Source organism: Micromonospora sp. WMMD964 (assembly GCF_029581455.1).
Lineage (GTDB): Bacteria > Actinomycetota > Actinomycetes > Mycobacteriales > Micromonosporaceae > Micromonospora.
On the sequence record NZ_CP120860.1, the window covers coordinates 5204191 to 5221589 of the forward strand.

A 17399-nucleotide genomic window follows, 5' to 3' on the forward strand; every position below is an offset into this window, starting at 1 on the left:
AGCATGGGCCGTCGTTCGATCCTCGTCGCCACCGGGTGGGTGGCGACCGCCGCCGTGGCGACCCTGATCGGGGTGGGCGCGATCCGGTTGGTGGGCGAGAGCATCACCGGCACCCCGGGTGGGGTGCGCAGCGAGGCCGAGATCGAGCGGGCGCTCGCCGCGCCGGAACCGACGCCCACCGGCGCGACGGGCACCGCTCCGACTGCGCCGGGCACGAGCGCCGCGCCGAGCGCCGGGGTCCGCCGGGGGTTCGCCACCGACGGCGGTACGGCGGTGGCCGAGTGCGGCACCGGCGGCGTACGCCTCGTGTCCTGGGCGCCCGCGCAGGGCTACCGGGTCCGCGACGTGGACCGGGGGCCGGACGACGACGTCGAGGTCACGTTCGAGGGGCCGAACCGGGAGTACGAGTTGAAGGTGCGCTGCATCGGCTCGGAGCCGGTGTCCGTCGCCGACGACTGAATGCCGCCGAGCAATCGGTGTGAGGGGCGGCGGGCTACCGGCGTTGCAGGGCGTCCACCAACCTGCGGATCGTCGCGCGTGCGTCCTCGAGATCGCTGAGGCTGAGGCCGGCCCGGTCGACGGCCTCCCGGCGGTCGGCGTCCGAGCGTTGCAGTAAACCGGTGAGCGTGTTCCGGCCCGCTTCGGTGAGTGTCACGAGCGGCGCGCGGCGATGATCGGGGTTGTCGTGCAACTCCACCATCGCGGCCCGGGTCAGGTCGTCGACCACCCGCTGCACGCTCTGTCGAGCCAGGCCGAGTCTGCGCGCCGCGCTCGCGACGGTGCGGGAGCCGTCGGAGAGCACGCTCATCACGTGCCATCGCGCGGCGGTTTGCCCCTCTTCGCGGGCGAGCTCCTCACTCGAGCGCCGGGACTCGCCCGCCAGCTCGTACACGTCCGCCATCAGCAGCCGGTACGCGTCGACCCGGTCCCGCTTTCGTTCCGTCATCGACGGCATCGTACCAACATTGACAGCCCACTACGCTAATGACAGCATGCTGTCATGATTCTTCGACTGTGGAGCGGGTGGACCGAGCCCGCTCACGCCGACGCCTACGAGCGGTTGTTGACCCGGGACATCGCGCCCGCGATCCTCGCCCGGGGCGTGGACGGGCTACGGGAGCTTCGGGTGCTGCGCCGCTGCCCGCAGGAGCTGGACCCCACCGAGGGCAGCGAGTTCCTCACCGCCATGACGTTCACGGATCTCGCCGCGGTGTCGGCCTTCACCGGCGGTGACCCGTCCACCTCCGTCGTCCCGCCCGCCGCCCGTGACCTGCTCGGACGCTTCGATCGGCAGTCCCGGCACTATGTGAGCCGGGCGGTGTTCCGCGACGGTGGCGGGAGAACCTCGCTCGGATGAGCAGTCCGCCGCATCACCGACCCGATGGCTGTTCACGGTCCACGTCTCGACCGAGGGCGACCATGCGCAGGGTCTCCTCGCGACGTCGCACGAGCAGCACCCCGGCCAGGAAGGTCACCGGCGCGACGAGCACCAGCATCGCCCACTGCGCCGGCACCAGGGGGACGGCGTGTCCCATGTTCATGGTCGAGGTGACCCAACCGGCGAGGGCGCTGTCGATCACCAGGGCGAGGGCTGCCACGGGCAGGAGCATGACGACGATCCGTCGGCGTACCGTCGGGGCGAGCGTGGCCACCGCGATCACCATGGCCGACGCGGCGACCGCCAGGCCCGCGACGTAGAGCCAAACGACCAGCTCACTGCTCGCCTCGATGCCGTAGAAAGCCTGGTAGGACACTCCACCGTCGACGTCGAACGTGGGACTGTTCAGCCGGTTCGTCACCAACAGCACGACCATCGCCGCCGGCGCGAGCAGCAGAGCCGGCAGTCGGCGTACGCCCAGCACCGCGATCGCCCGGCGACGCGGCGTCGGCACGGTGAGCGCGGCGGCAGCCACCACGGCGAGGGCGAACTGCGGCAGTGTGTCCACCACGTACGTCGGGTTGGCGCCGGTCTGCGGGGCGACGAGCGCACCCCAACCGAGCACACCGGCCCAGGCCAGACCGGCGGCGACCCAGCGCCACCCGAGTAGCACCGCCGCGCAGACGCCCGCCCAGCCGACGACGCGCAGCCAGTCGACGGGATCCGGGCCGCTCGGCACGAACCCGGGCGGCAGGCCCGGCACGCGGACGAGCTGGTCGAGCAGCGCCTTGCCGGCGAACGCCAGCAGGACGGCAGCGACCAGCAGGCCGGTCACCGCCGCCGCGTCGGTCCAGCTCGGCTCGGTGAATCCCCGTGCGCTCACCCGCAGCCGCGCCCGCAAGCCGGCGCCGATCAGATTCCGCACGTCGGCGGCGGCGGGTCGCCGCTGGCCCGGCCGCGCAGCGGCGAGAAGCACGGCCAGCATCTCGTCCTCGTACACCCGACGGTGTTCCCACGGATAGACGGCCAGCAGCCGCCGGTAGCGGCGCTCCAGATCGTCGCTGCTCACACCGCACCCCCGTCGGCGATCAGGCCGCCGCGACGCAGCCGCGACCGGGCGGCCTCGGCGTTGTGCCGCAGCCGGGACGCCTCTTCGCTGAGTCGCCGCGCGCCCAGCGCGGTGAGGCGGTAGTAGCGGCGAAGTCGCGACTGCACCACCTCCTCGCGCTCGACCTCGATGAGACCGTCGGCGCGGAGCCGATCGAGGACGGCGTAGAGGGTGCCGGCGCGCAGCCGCACCCGGCCGTCGGAGATGCGCAGCACGTCCTCGATGACGGCGTACCCGTGCAGGGGCGCCTCCGCCAACGCGGTGAGCACCAGGAACGTCGGTTCCCGCAGTGGAGGCTCAGCCATGCCAGAGAGCATATACAGTCTGTCGTTATATACAAGGCGAGAAAGTGCGTGGCCGGCACGGATCTCCGTGCCGGCCACGTCATCGGTGGTGGCTCAGCTGGTGTACGCCTCGACCTCCCAGAGCGAGTGGCCGTACCCGGTGCCCCGGGCAGTGCCGTTGATCCGCAGATAGCGACCGTTGGCGTTGAGCGCGGTGTGTTCGTCCACCCCGCCGTCGCCGCCGGTCACCGACTTCACTGTGGTCCAGGTGGTGCCGTCGTTCGAGGTCTGGATCTGGTACGCGCTGCTGTACGCCGCCTCCCAGCTCAGCTTGACCCGACCGATCGCGGTCGGGCTGCCGAGGTCGACGCGGATCCACTGCGGGTCGGAGAAGGTGCTCGACCAGCGGGTGGTGAGGTTGCCGTCGACAGCCTGGGCTCCGGTCACGTCGGCTCCCTCGTTGCTGGACGTCGTCGTCGGCTTGTTCAGGAGCAGGTTGCCGGTCGGTCCGGTCGGGCCGCCGGTGCCGCCGTACACCTCGAACTCGAACAGCGAGTAGCCCCAGGCGGTGCCCCGGGTGGTGCCGAGGAGTCGGACGTACCGGCCGGAGCCGGTGAGCCCGGTCAGGTCGTCCACTCCGCCGTCGCCGCCGGTCACCGTGCGGATCGTGGTGAAGGTGACGCCGTCCGGTGAGGTCTGGATCTGGTATCCGCTGCCGTACGCCGCCTCCCAGGTCAGCTTGACCCGGTTGATCGCGTAGCTGGCACCGAGGTCCACGTCGATCCACTGCGGGTCACTGAACGCGCTGCCCCAGCGGGTGCCGGCCACGCCGTCGAACGCGTTGGCCGCGGTGAACGCGCCCTCGAAGCTGGACGCTCGCGCCGGCTTGCCCCGGGCCAGGTTCGCGCCCGGCTCGGGATCCGGGTCGGGGTCCGGGTCCGGCCCCGGGCCGCCCGGGCTGGTGGAGAGGGTGAACTCGTCGATGTCGAAGTAGGGGCCGGTGCCCTTGAAGACCAGGAACAGGGTCCGGGTGCCGGTGACGGCGGTGACCCCTCCGGTGACGGTGGCGAAGGTGGCGTACCCGCCGGTGGGTGTGACGGTGGCCGAACCGACCAGCGGGCCGGTGGGCGAGTCCACCCGCAGCTCCAACGTGCCACCGCCGCCGGCCGGCGCGCCGACCCGGGCGCTGAACGACTGGACGCCGGTCAGGTTGTAGGGGCGGAACGAGATCCAGTCGTTGTTGTCGATGTAGCCGACCGCCGCGCCGCCGTGCCCGGCCGCACCGGCGACGATCTGCACGCCGGACGAGTCACCGAAGTGCTCGGCCTGACGTACCCGGGGTTGCAGGACGGCCTGGGTGTGCGTGGTCAGCGCGGGCTGACCACCGCCGCCCAGGTCGGTGTACTCGGCGTCGATGATGCCGAAGATGTTCGCCGCGGTGTCGTGCTCGCCGTCGGCCGAGGTCTGGATGACCCCGGAGCAGCCCTGCACACTGCCGAGCTGGTGCCCGTGCGAGTCGTGGCCGAGGACGTAGTTCACCTTCACCCGGGCGCAGTTGATCGCACCGTCCTGGGCGTCGGTGACGGTGACGGTGAACGGCACCGCGTCCCCGAAATTGAAGGTCTGCCCGTTCAACGGGGTGTTCACGGTGACCACCGGGGCGCTGTTGCCGACCGTGACCACCACGCTCGCGGTCGCCGTCTTGCCGGTGGTGTCCCGGACCGTCAACGTCGGGCTGCGGGTCCCGTTCGTCGTGTACGTGAAGCTGGGGTTAGCGGCGGTCGAGTCGGTGGTGCCGTTGTTGTCGAAGTCCCAGGCGTAGGTGAACGGGTCCCCGTCCGGGTCGAGCGTGCCGGCCGACGAGAAGGCCACGGTCAGCGGCGCGGTGCCGCTGGTCGGAGTGGCGGACACCTTCGCGACGGGCGCCCGGCCCTCGCGGGCGTACTCGATGCGGTAGAGCGCCGAGTTCGCGTCGCCGTTGAACCAGCCGGTGCCGTAGTCGAGGACGTAGAGCGCGCCGTCGGGGCCGAACTCCATGTCCATGACCTGGGTGCCGGTCCACGGGAACGGGTTGATCTTCAATGGTTGGCCGGTCGAGTCGAGCTTGATGTTCTTGATCCAGCGGCGGCCGAACTCACCGGCGAAGTAGGTCCCGTCGTAGTACTCGGGGAACGCCACGGGCGAGGTGCTGGTGCGGTCGTACCGGTAGACCGGCCCTCCCATCGGCGACAGACCGCCGCCGGTGAACTCGGGCGGCGAGCCGGAGCCGCCGTACGGCAGCCAGGCCGGGATCGCCGGGGGCAACTGGGTGATGCCGGTGTTGTTGGGCGAGTTGTTCACCGGCCCGCCCGCGCAGTCGAACTTCGGCCCGGACGGCCCGGACGGGAAGGCGTAGTCGTTGTAGGCGTCGTTACGGGCGGTGCAGTAGGGCCAGCCGTAGAAGCCGGGCCGGTCGATCCGGGCGAACTCGACGTTGCCCGCCGGGCCCCGGTTGGGGTCGGCGGTGCCCGCGTCCGGACCGTAGTCGCCGAGGTAGACGACGCCGGTGGCCTTGTCCACGCTCATCCGGAACGGGTTGCGGAAACCCATGGCGTAGATCTCCGGACGGGTCCGCGCGGTGCCCGGGGCGAACATGTTGCCGGCCGGGATGGTGTAACCACCGGCCGCGCTCGGCTTGATCCGGAGCACCTTGCCGCGCAGGTCGTTGCTGTTCGCCGAGGTGCGCTGCGCGTCGAACGCCGGGTTGCGCCCGGCGCGCTCGTCGATCGGGGTGAAGCCGGCCGAGTCGAACGGGTTGGTGTCGTCGCCGGTGGACAGGTAGAGGTTGCCCGCCGCGTCGAAGTCCATGTCGCCGCCGACGTGGCAGCACATGCCCCGGCTGGTCGGCACGTTGAGGATCAACGTCTCGCTGGCCAGGTTGATGGTGTTGTCCGCGTTCACGGTGAACCGGGCCAGCCGGTTGACGCCGTCCCAGACCGCGAAGTCGGCCGGGGTGCCGGTGGCCGGCGCACCACCACCGGGGGTGCTCAGTGGTGGGGCGTAGAACGCGTACACCCAGCGGTTGGTGGCGAAGTTGGGGTCGGCCTTGATGCCCTGCAGACCTTCCTCATCCCCGGTGTAGACCGGCAGGGTGGCGGCGATCTTGGTGTTGCCGTTGGCGTCGGTGTGCCGGATCACGCCGTTGCGGGAGGTGTGCAGCACACCCCGGTCGGGCAGGACGGTGAGACTCATCGGCTCACCGGTCTCGGCCGCGCCCTTGGCCAGCTCCACCTGTTGGAAGCTGCTGGTGACGGTTCCACCGCAGTCGGCGTCGACCTCCCCCGCCGCGGTCCTGATGCCGCCGAGCAGGTGCTGGCGGAAACTCGCCTCGCTGTACGACGCGTCGGTGTGCCCCAGGCCGGTGTACCAGGCCCGACCGCCGGAGTAGTTCTGGCACCAGGAGATCGGGTGGTCGGCTCCCATGCTTCCGCCGGTGTAGGTGGTCTCGTCCAATGTGGCCAGGACGTGCACGTTGCCCCGGGGGTTGGTGCGGTAGTTGTACAGCTCGTCGAACCGGCTCCACCGCTGCGGCAGCCCCGCCGTGGACGGGTGCACCTGGTCGGCGACCTTGACGGTGACGGTCTGCTCGGCCGGGTGCGAGGCGAAGTACGCCCCGACCAGCCCGCCGTACCACGGCCAGTCGTACTCGGTGTCGGAGGCGGAGTGCACCCCGACGTACCCGCCGCCGCCGGTGATGTAGCGCTCGAACGCGGCCTGCTGGGCGGCGTTGAGCACATCCCCGGTGGTGGACAGCCAGATCACCGCGGCGAACCGGTCCAGGTTGGCGTCGGTGAACTGCGCGGCGTCCTCGGTGGCCTCGACGGTGAACCCGTTGGCCGCGCCGAGCTGCTGGATGGCGGCGATGCCGGGGGTGATGGATCCGTGCCGGAACCCGGCGGTCTTGCTGAAGACCAGGACGGTGAACGGTGCGGCGCTGGCCGTGGGTGGCGCGGCGACGATGCCGCCCGCCACGAGGATCGTGCTCAGCGCGAGGCCGAGCCACGATCTCAGGGATCTGCGCACAGTGGGGTCCTTTCGCGGTGCGGGGACGGCGTGCGCCGATCACGCCAGGCGGGTGGTGGGACGAGACATGTGAATGCATCGTTGCGTCCCGGTTGCGGGCGCGTCAAGCACTCTCCCACCATCCGTGAGAGCGTTATCTCCGCAGGTCAGCGACGACTGCGTCAGGCAAGATCGAATAACGCTTTTCGGGCCGCGATCCGCGCGTGGAGGGCCCCGGAGCCATCGGACCCCTCCACACGATCGCCCGTCCGCGTTCAGCGCGAGTAGTACTCGACGACGAGTTGCTCGTCGCAGACGACCGGAACCTCCGACCGCAGCGGGAGCCGGACCAGCCGGGCGGTCAGGTCGGACAGGGTGACGTCGAGATAGGGGGCGGGCCGCTCCGGAGCGTGCGCCCCGGCCGCCGCGACGACGAAGGGAGCCTTGCCCCGGCTGCGTTCCGCCACGGCGATGACGTCACCGGGTTGCAACCGCGCGGACGGCCGGTCCACGCGGCGGCCGTTCACGGTGACGTGCTGGTGGGTGACGACCTGGCGCGCCTGGTAGATGGTGCGGGCCAGACCGGCGCGCAACACCAGGGCGTCCAACCGGCTCTCCAACTCGACGATCAGCTCTTCGCCGGTCTTTCCCGGCCGACGCACGGCCCTGTCGAACGCACGCCGCAACTGCCCCTCGTGCAGGTCGTACTGCGCCTTGAGTCGCTGCTTCTCCAGCAGCCGGACCTTGTAGTCGCTGGTGGTGCGCCGAGCACGGCCGTGCTGTCCCGGCGGGAACGGGCGGCGCTCGAAGTAGCGCACACATTTCGGGGTCAGCGCGATGCCCAGGGCACGGGAGCGCTTGACCTTGGGGCGGGTCTGATTCATTCTTCACCTCTCAACTAAGGTAAGGCTAACCTTATTAGGAGATGATCGCCTTGAGCAAGCTCCCGACCAGCACGGCGGACTCCACCGACGACGCGGCCGTGCGACTCCGGTCGATGCTCGTCGCCGCCGACTCGCTCACAGTGCGCGTCCCGGGCATCGAGGCGTACGTCGGCGGACGGCACGCCGTGACGGGTGACGGGCGGTTGCGGGTGGAACTACCGGCCAGGAGCCACCTGACCGACCACCTCACGCACCAGCGGGAGACCGTGGCAATGGTCGAGGTGACCGACCTGGCACCCACTCCGGTCCGCGACCGGGTACGCGGGCGCGGCACGCTCACCGGTTGGCTGGTGACCGAGGCGGTACTGACCGCAGGGGATCAGGAACCGGTCGCGGTCCTCGACCTCGCCACCGCCGAGTTGACGGTCGACGGCCGCTCCACACACGTCGATCCGGACGCGTTCGCGACCGCCCGGCCCGATCCGCTGGCCGCCTCCGAAGCCGACCTGCTGTGCCACCTCGACCACCACCACCCGCAGACCGTCGAGCGGCTGTGCCGCCTGGTACCCGCCCGGCAACTGCAGGGCGTCCGCCGGGTCCGGCCGGTCCGACTGGACCGCCACGGGCTCGTACTCCGGCTGGAACTGACCGCTGGTGACCGGGACGTCCGGCTGAGGTTCCGCACGCCACTGCGGCATCCGGACCATCTCGGCCTCGAGATCGAGGCACTGCTGCAGCAAGCTCACGGCTGCCGATCCCGACGCGCCCGCTGACGGGCGCCTCCGCAGGGGTTAGGTAAGGCTGCCCTAGGCAAAATATCCTGAGAAAGCGCGAATTGTCCTGTCGGTGCCGGGTACTGCGTTGACCCGCACCACCGACGGAAGCGAGATCGCCGATGACCGACATGCTGGAGATGCCGCGGGTCCACGAGTGCACAGTCACCGACTGCGGCTACAACCACGACGGCTGCCACGCGTTCGCCATCACCATCGGGCAGCAGAACGCCAACTGCGCCACGTTCATCGACACCTCGGCGAAGGGCGGGCTCGACCGCGTCATCGCCCAGGTCGGGGCCTGCAAGCGCAGCGACTGCCGACACAACGCCGAGTTGGAGTGCCACGCACCGTCCATCCGGGTGGGCCCGGGCCAGGACATCGCCGACTGCCAGACGTACCAACCAGGCTGAGCGCGTATCGACGGGGGCGGCCGTGACGGTCGCCCCCGTCGCGTCCCCGGTCAGCGACCACCCGCGGCCAGTTCGGCGATCATCCCCTCGCAGCTTCGGACGACGACCTGCGCGCCGCGCCGCTGCGCCAGCGGAAGCAGCGGATCCTCGGCCCGGTCCCGCCACCGCCACTGCGCGTCGGAGGCGACCTCCCAGAGCCGCTGCGCGGTCGCCTCGTGCTCGACACCGAGCCGGGCGGCGAGACCCACCCCGTTGCCCCCGACCAGCCGCTGCGCCTCGTCGGCCAACGCCGCGTCGAACCCGAGCCGGGTGTTGCGCAACGCCACCAGCAGGCGCAGCTCCCGGAACTCGTGCGCGCCGGCGAGGATCTGCTCGACCGCGCCGACCAACTCGTCGGACCCCCGGGCCGGCTCGGCCCGCAGCACCGCCTCCACGGCGGCCAGCGCGGACCGGGCCTTCAGCGCGTCGCGGCGGTCGATGAAGCAGCGGGTCACCGACTCGCGCAGCTCGGTGAGACCGCTGCGCCGGATCAGCTCGGCGGAGAGCTTCACCCGACTGTCGAACCCACTTCGGACCAACGTGGCCGCGAGCCGGACGCCGAAGATCCCGAACCGATCCAGCAGTGCGGCGCGCACCTCGGTGTCCAGGTGAACCGGCAACTCGCCTCGGAGGAACCGATCGGTGGAGATCAGGTGGGCGTCCAACTCCGCACGGGGTACGCGGGCCAGGGCCGCCAGCGCCGCGAAGTCCGACTCGCCGAGCATCCTGCCCGCCAGGCCGAGCATCCCACTGCACGCCACGACGTTCACGCTGAGCGCGCTCACCCGCGGATCGCGGTAGTGCCGTCGAGCGAGCTGGCGGGCGGTCAGCAGGCCGTCGATCCGGCCTCCCCCGGTCTCGTCCGCCCGGGACAGCACCATGAGCACGTTGACCGGGGCGGCCTGCCCGACGGCACCGTCCCGGGCCGCCTCCAGCACCCGCAGGTCGCTGTCGCGTCCGTCGCGGGTCAGGTACAACACCGCGTCCGAGTCCCGCAGCACCCGCTCCAACACCGACGCCCGGCCCTGCTCGACGTCACCGTTGACCGCCGGGGTGTCGATGAGCGTGATCTGCCGCAGCGCCCGCGTGGGCCACTGCACGACGATGTCGCGTAGGTCGCCGGTGTCCCAACCGAGGTCCACCCGCAGCCCGGTCGCCGACTTCACCACCGCCAACTCCTGCGGAGGCTGACCGGCCGGGTACGCGGTGGCGCGTGGCACCGGACCGTCCTCGTACCAGGTGAAGACGCCCTCGGCCCGCTCGACCGGAGCGACCTCCTCCCCCATCAACGCGTTGAGCACCGTCGACTTACCGGACCGCCACGGGCCCGCCACCGCGATGCGCAGTGGTTGCTCCAACCGGGCCACCTGGTTGCGCAACTGCCCCACCACCCGCGGGTTGTCCTGGTAGAGGCCGATGGCCTGGTGCAGCAGCCCCCAGGCCGCCTCGTCCAACCGCAACCCCACCGTCATGTCTGCGGCTCCAACAGCAGCGGGGCGGACCGAGCGCCGGTCAACTGCTGCGACTGCTCGTAGAGCGCAGCCAGTCGGGTCATCTTCAGCCGGATCTCGCGCTGTCGCTGCTCACGCAGCGAGGCGTCGGTGTCGGCCTCCTGCTTCGCGCTGCGGAACGACTGGACGATGGCCTCCTGCAACTCCTCGGTCAACCCCGTGAAGTGGTCCCGCAGCATCCGTTGCACCTGACGGACGGCGTCGCGGCAGTCCCGGCTGATGCGGACGAAGACGTCGTCGACGTGACGTTGGATGCTGGCCTTGACGGTCGCCTGACGGCGACGGAGCAGCTGCTTGCCCTCGTCGCGGATGCTCTTGCCACCGAAGAGCGCCCCGATGCCCACCGAGACCGGGTTGATCATCGGCATGCCGGCCAGGGTGGTCGCCAGACCGAACATCAGCATGCCGCCGTACGAGCCCTTCATGCCGGTGAACAACTTCTGGCCGGTGGTGAACCTGTCGATCGTCGGCCGTTGCAGCTCCGGTATCCGCTCACCGATGTCGTCCGGCATGGACATCGACCACGGCGGCAGCACGTCGTAGCCGTACCGGTTGAAGTTGGCGGCGACCCGGCGGGCGATCCAGTCGCAGCGCTGGACCAGCCACTCGCGGTTCGCCTCGGCCGCATCGACGAGGCTCCTCTCCAGCCAGTCCTCGAAGGTGTCCCAGGCCACCAGCGGGTCGGCCGTGTCGAACGCCTCGTCCACAGTGCGCAGGATCTCCCGCGTCCGGTCGCGAAGGTCGTACTCGATGTCGGAGAGCAGGTCGCCGATCTCGTCGTTCAGGGTGTTCTGCCAACGGGTGGAACACCTGCGCAGCTCGTCGACCTCGCGCTGCGCCGCGTGCAACCGGGAGATGGGCCCGGACTGCTCCTCGGACTCCTGGGTGGCCAATTCGGCGCGCAGCGGAGCGGCCAACTGCTCCACGACCGTCCGGGCCACCGCCTGCACGGACGCCCGGGCCAGGTGGTCCGCCTTGCCGGCCAGGTCCCGTTGCAGTCGGGCGATCAGCTCGGGAAAGCCGGACTCGGCGTTGAGAGCACGGTCGTCGGCCGCGGCGGCGCGCAGTCGCAGCGCCGCCGACACCGGTATCAGCGTCGCCGGGACGCCGGCCTCGACCAGGTGTCGCCGGTTGCGCTCGGCCACCGCGCGCCAGTCGGCCACCAGGTCGGTCTTGCTCTGCACCACCACCACGTTCGGGTGGGACCGCATCACGTGCAGCACCATGTTCAGCTCGGCGACCGACAGTTCCCGGGTGGAGTCGGAGACCAGCAGCACGATGTCCGCGCGGGCCGGAGCAGCGATCGGGGCGAAACCGCCGACACCGGCGACCTCGTCGGTGCCGGGAGTGTCCACCAGCACCATCCCCGCACGGAGCAGGGCGCGTGGCACCCCGATCTCGACGTACGCCGGGCCGCCGCCCGCCCGACGACCGACGGTTCCGGCCACGCCCGCCGCTACCTGGTTGAGTGCCACCGGGGTTCGCTCGACGGTCACCGCGTCGGCGGTGCCGGCGGAACGGCCCGAGGCGGGTGCCGGGGCCTGCGCCACCGCCGCGGACGGGGCGTCGGCGTGCCGCACGACGGTCGGCAGGACGGTTGTGCGGCCGTCACCGACCGGGCAGGCCGGGGCATTGATGATCGCGTTGATGAGCTGACTCTTGCCCTGGTTCGGTTCGCCGATGACCAGGACGCGCAGCGTCGGGTCCAGCAGTTGGGCACGCTTCTGCCGCACCGTCTGGAGCAGGTCGGCACGACCGTGTGCACTGCACGTGCGGGCGATCTCGTCCAGCACGTCCAACCAGATCCCGGCCATCACCGCACCAAGTGTGCGGATTTCGGCTCAATTATCAAGAGGGACCGGATGGGGAACCCGAAAGGGCCGGACCGTCCGAGACGGTCCGGCCCCCCGCTCCGACCGGAGATCCGGGTCAGAGCAGACCGCCGGTGATACCCAGCAGCCCGTGATCGGACGAGGCGTGCGAGTCGCCGCCGAGCACACCGTCGGTGACCCCGCCGGTCACGTCACCGACCGTGTCGGTGACCCCGGGGAGGATGCTGTCCACCTGGTGCGTCACGCCGCCCACCGTCGACGGCACGTCGAGCGGCGGGACCACGCCGCCGACGACACCGTCGCCGTGCCCGAGGCCCAGCCCACTGAGGGTGTCGTCGACACCGAGGGAGCTGACGACCCCGCCGATCTGACCATGGGTGCCGGAGAGGACACCATCGGTCAGATCGCCGCCGATCAGGTTCGAGTCGGTGACACCGAGCAGACCGCCCGGGTCCCCGACGGTGCCGGTGACGTCCCCGAGGACCGGGTCCGCGATGGCGTCCACCGGCTGCACGACATCGGCGTCGAGGGTGTACGCCACGTCGCCGACACCGGCCAGGTCGGTGTCGAGCCCGTTCGGGCCGACGCCCAGGCCGACGCCCGGCAGCACGGTGATCCCGGCGGCGGCGGTCGACGGGTCGACCGCGATGGCGCCGAGCACGCCGGCCTTGACGTCCACACCGGTGGGCGAACTGGTGACGCTGATCTGCTGCGCCACGCTCTGCAACTGGCCCACCACGTCGGTGGCGTCGGTGACCAGCGGGTCCAACCCGAGCTGCCCGACGACCGGGGCGATCGGCCCGAGGCCCTGCCCCGGCGCGTAGTCGACGACCAGCGGCACCACGTCCTGCACGTCGGCGGCGGTGATGTCGGTCAGGCCGGCACCCCGCAGCGCACCCTCGGGGTCGAGGTCGAAGGCCGACCGCGCGTCGGGGTTCGTCAGCAGGTCGAGCACGAAGTCGTGGAGGGTCTGGTGCGAGTCCATGTGCTGGTTCTCCTCGGATCTGGCGTCGGCGACGTGTCGTACGTCGACAACGACGCTATGGCCGGGGGCACCCCCCGGGCATCGGGGCTCAACCCGAATCCGGGGCGGTTGAACTAGGGACTTCGCCGCCTCGTACGTTAGGGGGACAGGGGGAAACCGTCCCGGCGAGATTAGGGTCCCGACCAGGGGCTGATCTCTGGTACGAACGTAGGAGCCCGCGGGTTTCGCCGGGGGTGGGTCGTCGGCAGCACCGACGCCATCGCCGCCGGCGGCCACCTCACGGGGGGAGAAGAGACGATGCCGTACGTCCTGGGGATAGACATCGGGAGCACCAACACCGCCGCCGCCGTCGCACGGCTGCACGGCACCACCTGGACCCGTCCCGAGGCCGTCCCGCTGCACGTCGACTCCACTGTCGTACCGTCGGTGCTGTGCCTGTCGGAGGACGGCTCGCTGCACGTCGGCGAGCCCGTGACCGACGACGGCAGCCGCACCACACGCGACTTCGTCCACCGCATCGGCGACGACGTGCCGGTGCTGCTCGGCGGCGAGTCGTGTGCGCCGCAGACCCTCACCGCGGAGCTCGCGGCGTGGGTGGTGGAGCGGGTCCACGCCCAAGAGGGTGGGTCGGCCGAGGCGATCGTGCTCAGCCACCCGGCGGGGTGGCGCCCGTACCGGCGGGAGGTGCTGCACCGGGCACTGTCCGGCTTCGGCCTGCGCAACGTGACGTTGTTGCCCCGAACGGTCACGGTGGCCGAGAGCCACGCGGCCCGCGGGTTCGCGGGCACCACCGCCGTCGTCTACGCCCTGGGTGGCAACAGCTTCGAGGCCGCGTTGGTGCGTCGCACCCCGCGTGGCACCTACGAGACGTTCGGCACTCCACAGGGGCTCGACTCGCTCGGCGGCGCCGACTTCGACGAGGCGCTGGCCGAGCACACCCGTACCGCGCTGGCCCGGGAGTTGGCCGCCGGCGCACGCCGCGGCACCCAGGCCGCGTTGCGCGGGCTGCGCGCGGAGTGCGACCGGGTCAAGCGGGTGCTGACCGTCGACCTGACGGCGGACGTGGTGCTGGCCCTACCGAACGGCCCGGCCCGGATACCGGTGACCCGGGCCCAGTTCGAAGAGATGATCCGCCCGACGGTGCAGGTCACCGTCGACCTCCTCCTGCGGGCCGTGCGCAGCGCCGACCTGACACCGGAGCAGCTCGACGGCGTCCTGCTGGCGGGTGGTTCGACCCGGGTCCCGCTCGTCACCGAGCTGATCAGCGCGGCCCTCCCGGTCCCCGTCGAGGTCGAACCGGACTCCCAGCTGACCGCCGCCACCGGGGCGGCGATGGCCGCCTGTCAGGTGGTGTCGCCGCGCGCCCGGCGACACCCACCGGTACGCGAGGCGGCGCCGGTCAGCGGCGCCGGTCGGGCCACCCTCCCGGCACCCCGCCACCCCCACCACGACACCACCGTTCCGGGTGATCCGCCACCGCGGCCCCCGGTCCGGGTCCTCCCACTGGACCTGCCGAAACCGTCCCGCCTGGCGTTGGCCCGCAGCCGGGGACGCGAAGGATGACCCCAATGATCATGAACGACATCGCCGAATCCGGGTTGACGCTGGACCGGGGGCCGCAGGTCCTGCTGGACACTGTCGCGCAGGATCCGGCCGGGCCGCTCAGCGTCGGCATCGCCGGCCCGGGCGGTCACGGGAAGACCGCGTTGCTGGCGGAGCTGGCGCGGGTCCACCGGCGGGCCGGGATCGCCGTCCGCACCGTCGCCCCCCAGCCGGGCGAAGCCGTCGACCCCGACACCGTGGTGCTCGTCGACGACGCGCACCTGCTCGACGACGCACGGGTCGAGGTGCTGCTGCGCCTGGTCGCCACCCGCCGACACCGGCTGGTCGTCGCCCACCGTCCGTGGCCCCGGTCGGCGGCCCTCAGTGAACTGGTCGACGCGTTGCGCCGCGACGGGCAGGCCGTGCTCCTCACGCCGTTCACCCGGGAGCAGACCGCCGCCTACCTCGCCCACAGCCCGGATTTGGGCCGCCGTGACGACCTGGTGGACTTCGTCCACACCCAGACCGGCGGCGTACCCCGGGACGTCGAGCGGCTGGCCCGGGGCCTGGCCGGGGCCGACACCCGGGCCGGCGCGCTGGTCAACCCACCCCGGTCGGTGGTCGCGGAGTTCGGGCCGGACCTGGACGTGCAGCCGACCACCGTACGACGGCTGCTGCTCGCCGTCGCAGCGGGCGGGACGCTGCCGGTGAGCATGCTCGGCGCGCTCGTCGACCTGGAGCCGGCGGCGGTGGACGACCTGATCGCCACGACCAGGGCGGCCGGGCTGATCGGTGCCGACGGCCGGCTGGCGCCGATCGTGCGGCGGGCCGTCACGACGCTCAGCCCCACCACCGATCGGGCGGCGGTCTGGCGTCGGCTCACCGAGTTGCAGCTCGCCCGGGGTGGTGCGGTGCTGCCGTTGGTCCGGTCGCTGCTCGCGGTCGGCGCGCTCGGCGACTGCCCGGTCACGACATTGACCGCCGCGGCGAACGAGGCACTGGCCGACGAGCCGGCGTTCGCCGCCGAACTCTTCGCCGCCGCCACGGCGGCCGGGCGACCGGCCGGCGCCGAGCAGGCACTCGCCGCCGCGCTCGCCGGCAACCTCGACGACGCCCTCCGGCTGGCGGACCGACTGCTGGCCACTGCCGCCCCGCCCGACCGCCGCGGAGCGGCAGTGGTGGCCGCGACCGCCCTGGCCCACCGTGGTCACGTCGGGCGCAGCGTGGAGCTGTACCGGTGGGCGGGCACCGCCTCGGCGACGGCCTTCGCCGCCGTCGGCGCGATCGCCACCGGAGACCTGGGCGGCCCGGCCGAGCCGCCGACCGGCGACCCCACCGGCGAACCCCCGACCATGCACGCCAGCGCCGCCCGGCTGATGGCCACCGGCGTACGGGACAGCGTGTCCGGCCCGCCGACCGCCGCGCTCTCCGTCCTCGTCCAGGCCGCCGCGCTGCTGGAACCGGACGGGCGGGCGGCGCTCCTACCGGACAGCCCGGCGGCGCTCGCCGCGTTGACCGCAATGCACTGCGGTGAGCTGGACATCGCCGAGCGGGTGCTGCACCGGGCCCTGGCCGCCGGTGTCGGTGGCCCGCTGATGGCGCGTCGCCACCGGCTGTTGCAGGCGTGGATCCTGATGGTCCGGGGCGACACGCACGCCGCGACCGAACGCCTCGCCACGGTCACGCTCGACGGGCGGCAACTGGAGTCCCGGGACCTGCTCTTCGCCGCCGCGATCCGGATGGGCATCAGCCGGCGCAACAGCGACCTCGGTGCTCTCAAGCGTGGCTGGGGGCAGGCGCTGGAGGCGGTGGTCCGGCACCCGGTCGACCTGTTCACCCTGTTGCCGCTGGGTGAGCTGGCCATCGCGGGCGCGCGGCTCGGTGACCTGGCCCGGCTGGAGCCCTACCTGCTCCAGGGGCGCGCGTTGCTGGGCCGACTCGGCGATCCCCCACTGTGGAGCGTGCCGCTGCGGTGGAGCGGTCTGCACGCCGCGATCCTGACCGCCGAACCGGCGGTCGCCGACGAACACGTCGCCGCGCTGCTCGCCGCCGCCGACCACAGCCGGTACGCCGCGGTGGTCGCCGCCGCCGCGGAGAGCTGGGTGGAGGTGCTGCGCGGCGACGTCGACCCGATCCGGGTGGAGGCCGCCGCCCGCGGGCTGCACGACACCGGGTTGTGCTGGGACGGCGCGCGCCTCGCCGGTCAGGCGGCCATCCGCACCGCGGACCGCCGGGCGATGACCACACTGCTCGAATGCGCCCGCGCACTCCAGGGACGACCGTCCGGCGGGTCGACACCAGCGACCGGCGCGACCACCGCGCGGGCCACCGGCCCCACCCAACAGGGGCTCAGCGACCGCGAGTACGAGGTCGCCGAGCTGGTGCTGGCCGGGTTGACCTATCGGGAGATCGGCGACCGGCTCTTCATCTCGGCCAAGACGGTGGAACACCACGTGGCGCGGATGCGTAACCGGTTGAACTGCGCCAACCGCACCGAGCTGCTGGCCCTGCTGCGCACCATGGTCGCCGACCGGGCCAGCGACACGGCGGGGCAGCCGTGGCCACAGCGGGCCGTCCGATGAGGCGCCCGCGCACCTGCCGAGCGAGCG

Annotated in this window: 14 protein-coding genes; 6 read left to right on the plus strand and 8 right to left on the minus strand. The window is 71.9% G+C overall.

What is annotated here, in order from left to right; all coding sequences use genetic code 11:
* The first annotated feature begins 3 nt into the window (after positions 1-3).
* Positions 4-459: a septum formation initiator gene (locus O7616_RS23815; protein WP_282304021.1), complete on the plus strand. Its 456-nt coding sequence runs from the start codon at positions 4-6 to the stop codon at positions 457-459.
* 34 nt (positions 460-493) lie between these two features.
* Here the strand turns inward: O7616_RS23815 and O7616_RS23820 are convergent, their stop codons facing one another.
* On the minus strand, positions 494-946 hold the full coding sequence (locus O7616_RS23820; protein WP_282304022.1) for a MarR family winged helix-turn-helix transcriptional regulator: 453 nt from the start codon (positions 944-946) through the stop codon (positions 494-496).
* Positions 947-1000: 54 nt separating this feature from the next.
* Here O7616_RS23820 and O7616_RS23825 point away from each other — a divergent pair, with 54 nt between their 5' ends.
* The gene (locus O7616_RS23825; RefSeq protein ID WP_282304023.1) at positions 1001-1357 is read left to right on the plus strand and encodes a hypothetical protein; all 357 of its coding nucleotides are present in this window, start codon (positions 1001-1003) and stop codon (positions 1355-1357) included.
* Between the two features lie 13 nt (positions 1358-1370).
* On the opposite strand, the gene O7616_RS23830 is transcribed toward O7616_RS23825, so the two are convergent.
* The 4 genes from O7616_RS23830 to rpsD all read right to left on the minus strand — a co-directional run bounded on the left by O7616_RS23830 (position 1371) and on the right by rpsD (position 7695).
* Positions 1371-2447 (minus strand): hypothetical protein, encoded by a 1077-nt coding sequence (locus O7616_RS23830; RefSeq protein ID WP_282304024.1) that lies wholly within the window; start codon positions 2445-2447, stop codon positions 1371-1373.
* Entirely contained in the window at positions 2444-2791 is a 348-nt protein-coding gene (locus tag O7616_RS23835) for a PadR family transcriptional regulator (RefSeq protein ID WP_282304025.1), read from the minus strand. Before O7616_RS23835 ends, O7616_RS23830 begins: the two co-directional genes overlap by 4 nt.
* A 93-nt stretch (positions 2792-2884) precedes the next feature.
* Entirely contained in the window at positions 2885-6832 is a 3948-nt protein-coding gene (locus O7616_RS23840; RefSeq protein WP_282304026.1) for a ThuA domain-containing protein, read from the minus strand.
* Between the two features lie 254 nt (positions 6833-7086).
* Positions 7087-7695 (minus strand): 30S ribosomal protein S4, encoded by a 609-nt coding sequence (gene rpsD / locus O7616_RS23845; RefSeq protein WP_278140095.1) that lies wholly within the window; start codon positions 7693-7695, stop codon positions 7087-7089.
* Positions 7696-7736: 41 nt separating this feature from the next.
* Between rpsD and O7616_RS23850 the strand changes: the two genes are divergently transcribed.
* Together O7616_RS23850 and O7616_RS23855 are read left to right on the plus strand one after the other, a co-directional pair.
* Positions 7737-8468, plus strand: coding sequence for a DUF2470 domain-containing protein (locus O7616_RS23850; RefSeq protein WP_282304028.1), 732 nt, complete (start codon positions 7737-7739; stop codon positions 8466-8468).
* A gap of 122 nt (positions 8469-8590) precedes the next feature.
* A complete protein-coding gene (locus tag O7616_RS23855) occupies positions 8591-8881 on the plus strand; it encodes a DUF1540 domain-containing protein (protein WP_282258720.1) in 291 nt (96 codons plus the stop codon).
* A 50-nt stretch (positions 8882-8931) separates the two neighbouring features.
* On the opposite strand, the gene O7616_RS23860 is transcribed toward O7616_RS23855, so the two are convergent.
* From O7616_RS23860 to O7616_RS23870, 3 genes are all read right to left on the minus strand, one after another.
* Positions 8932-10392, minus strand: coding sequence for a GTPase (locus tag O7616_RS23860; protein ID WP_282304029.1), 1461 nt, complete (start codon positions 10390-10392; stop codon positions 8932-8934).
* On the minus strand, positions 10389-12245 hold the full coding sequence (locus tag O7616_RS23865; protein ID WP_282304030.1) for a dynamin family protein: 1857 nt from the start codon (positions 12243-12245) through the stop codon (positions 10389-10391). The genes O7616_RS23860 and O7616_RS23865 overlap by 4 nt, the downstream gene beginning before the upstream one ends.
* A gap of 115 nt (positions 12246-12360) precedes the next feature.
* Complete coding sequence (locus O7616_RS23870; protein WP_282304031.1) at positions 12361-13248, minus strand: IniB N-terminal domain-containing protein; 888 nt, start codon at positions 13246-13248, stop codon at positions 12361-12363.
* 297 nt (positions 13249-13545) lie between these two features.
* Between O7616_RS23870 and O7616_RS23875 the strand changes: the two genes are divergently transcribed.
* Both O7616_RS23875 and O7616_RS23880 read left to right on the plus strand, forming a co-directional pair.
* Positions 13546-14811, plus strand: a complete 1266-nt coding sequence (locus tag O7616_RS23875) for an Hsp70 family protein (protein ID WP_282304032.1) — start codon at positions 13546-13548, stop codon at positions 14809-14811.
* A 5-nt stretch (positions 14812-14816) separates the two neighbouring features.
* A complete protein-coding gene (locus O7616_RS23880) occupies positions 14817-17372 on the plus strand; it encodes a LuxR C-terminal-related transcriptional regulator (RefSeq protein WP_282304033.1) in 2556 nt (851 codons plus the stop codon).
* The last annotated feature ends 27 nt before the right edge of the window (positions 17373-17399 follow it).

Coding starts and splice junctions, on each gene's coding strand:
- O7616_RS23850 (WP_282304028.1), top strand. CDS start 7,737: ATGATCGCCTTGAGCAAGCTCCCGACCAGCACGGCGGACTCCACCGAC.
- O7616_RS23820 (WP_282304022.1), bottom strand. CDS start 946: ATGACGGAACGAAAGCGGGACCGGGTCGACGCGTACCGGCTGCTGATG.
- O7616_RS23815 (WP_282304021.1), top strand. CDS start 4: ATGGGCCGTCGTTCGATCCTCGTCGCCACCGGGTGGGTGGCGACCGCC.
- O7616_RS23855 (WP_282258720.1), top strand. CDS start 8,591: ATGACCGACATGCTGGAGATGCCGCGGGTCCACGAGTGCACAGTCACC.
- O7616_RS23865 (WP_282304030.1), bottom strand. CDS start 12,245: ATGGCCGGGATCTGGTTGGACGTGCTGGACGAGATCGCCCGCACGTGC.
- O7616_RS23880 (WP_282304033.1), top strand. CDS start 14,817: ATGATCATGAACGACATCGCCGAATCCGGGTTGACGCTGGACCGGGGG.
- O7616_RS23825 (WP_282304023.1), top strand. CDS start 1,001: ATGATTCTTCGACTGTGGAGCGGGTGGACCGAGCCCGCTCACGCCGAC.
- O7616_RS23835 (WP_282304025.1), bottom strand. CDS start 2,791: ATGGCTGAGCCTCCACTGCGGGAACCGACGTTCCTGGTGCTCACCGCG.
- O7616_RS23860 (WP_282304029.1), bottom strand. CDS start 10,392: ATGACGGTGGGGTTGCGGTTGGACGAGGCGGCCTGGGGGCTGCTGCAC.
- O7616_RS23870 (WP_282304031.1), bottom strand. CDS start 13,248: ATGGACTCGCACCAGACCCTCCACGACTTCGTGCTCGACCTGCTGACG.
- O7616_RS23875 (WP_282304032.1), top strand. CDS start 13,546: ATGCCGTACGTCCTGGGGATAGACATCGGGAGCACCAACACCGCCGCC.
- rpsD (WP_278140095.1), bottom strand. CDS start 7,695: ATGAATCAGACCCGCCCCAAGGTCAAGCGCTCCCGTGCCCTGGGCATC.